The 2,112-nt window shown below is 43.3% G+C and carries 2 protein-coding genes; both read left to right on the top strand.

Annotation, left to right across the window (positions count from 1 at the left end; genetic code table 11):
* Positions 1–1,017: SagB family peptide dehydrogenase (locus F6K49_RS43380; protein ID WP_293107870.1), on the top strand; the 1,017-nt coding region annotated here is incomplete at its 5' end.
* 686 nt (positions 1,018–1,703) lie between these two features.
* The coding region (locus F6K49_RS43375; protein ID WP_293107866.1) for a S8 family serine peptidase at positions 1,704–2,112 on the top strand (409 nt) is incomplete at its 3' end.

Genomic DNA, 2,112 nt, shown 5'->3' with positions numbered 1-2,112 from the left:
TCCCTTACCAAAAGTAAGATTAAATTTTCAGACTGGCTGGGTCCTGCCTTAGTGAGTCAGTTATCTCAACCCCAAACCGCTGCCAGCTTAAGTCAGGAAATTCCTGGAATTACAGAAGAGATTGCCCAACAGTTTCTCAGTTTACTGTTTGCGGCGCAGATGTTGTCTGCATCCTTTGCCAGTCCTGTTGAAGAAGATGAAGAGGTTGAGAGCGAAGAAGCAACTCCACCGCTAGTGTTTTGGGAATTTCATGATTTACTCTTCCATTCCCGCAGTCGCCTCGGTAGACATAATAATCCCTTGGGTGGCATATTTCCCTATGTCGGTAAAATTGACCCCTTGCCTGGGGTGAAGCCATTGATGAGCGATGTGGTGATTCCCTTGGCAAAACCAAACTTAGAGGAACTCAATCAAACCGATATGCCCTTGAGTCAGGCATTAGAAACTCGCCGTTCGATCCGGCGATATGACGAAACCCCGATCACCCTTGAACAATTAGGACAGTTTCTCTACCGTTGCGCCAGGGTGAAAAAACTCTTCGATACAGAACGGGGAGAGGTCAGTAACCGTCCCTATCCCGGTGGGGGTGCGATTTATGAATTGGAAATTTATCCCGTGGTTAACGCTTGTCAAGGATTAAAACAGGGATTATATCATTATCACCCCTTAGACCATTTGTTGTGTCAAGTTTCAGCATGGACCGCAGAAACGGAAGCATTAGTTCAGGATGTCTGGTTTGCCAGCGCTCAACATGATCAGCCCCAGGTTGTATTTGTGATTACCGCCCGCTTCGGACGAATGTTTTGGAAATATCAATCCATGGCCTATGCAACGATTTTAAAACACGTTGGAGTTATGTATCAAACCTTTTATCTAGTTGCCACCAGTATGAATTTAGCCCCCTGCGGAATTGGAGCAGGTAATTCTGATCTCTTTCAAAAAGCCACTGGAATTGACTACTATGAAGAGTCTTCTGTAGGGGAATTTATGTTAGCTTCTGTTCCAGTAAAACCTTAATAAAAACTATAGCCCTAGCCCGTTGTAAATAGCTTGTAGGGTGGGCAAAAACACTTTGTTTTTTTTGAGTATTCTAGATTATAGAACTTTGCCCACCCTACTATAGCCCTGGACTATAGTATTTCGATTTAATTTGGTAAAGGAAAAAGGCAAGAGGCAATAGATAATAGATAAGAGGTCATCAAGAAGCTTTGAGGGTGCTCAAAAACAGTTTGGTTTTTTGATTATTCCAGATAATAGCGTTGATCGCAGTTATGAGGTACAGTTTTATTTGATGCTGATTCCTTTAAACCCCTCTTGAATATTGCCTTTTGCCGTTAACATTCAGCAGTCAGCGGTCAGCAGTCAGCGGTCAGCTATAATGCCTAATGCTTAAAATAAACATCGAACAGGATAATTTAATCGAGATTTGACAGAATTGAAAGTTTGGGGATTTGCCCATCTAAGCATATGCTGATAGCTGATAGCTGATAGCTGATAGCTTGCCTTTTGCCTTAAAAGCATAAGATTTATCCTCAAACGTCGCTAAAAATTCTATATATAACTTTGCCCATCCTAATTTAATTGATATTTTTTTTACAGGCAAGTGCCTAAATATTAAGTTTTGTGGCTATATCAGTTTTCTATACCACTGGACATAGTATCTTAACCAATGGCTTAACAATCCAAAATTAGTTTGGGATTCAATGTCTGAAATTGCTAAAATCCCAGGAATACAGGGACTTTGGGAAAAAACCAAAGGGGACTCCCAAGTTGTGGTTGCAGTTCTAGATGGGGTTGTTGACCAGGCTCATCCTTGTTTTGATGGGGCTAGGCTAAAGCGGTTGCCAACGTTAGTTCAGGGAGAGGCAAACCCGAGTGGGAGGATGTCGAGCCATGGCACTCATGTTGCCAGTCTGATTTTGGGTCAGCATGGTTCTCCTGTGCAGGGGATTGCCCCAAACTGCCAGGGGTTAGTCATACCTGTTTTCGCCGATGAAGGTCGCCGCCTCTCCCAACTGGATTTGTCTCGTGCCATTGAACAGGCCGTTAATGCCGGAGCGCATATTATCAATATCAGCGGCGGACAACTGACTGACTATGGTGAAGCAGAGG

This window comes from Moorena sp. SIO3I6 (assembly GCF_010672095.1).
Note: the sequence above shows the minus strand (reverse complement) of the source record. Positions and strands in the feature narration are given on the sequence as shown.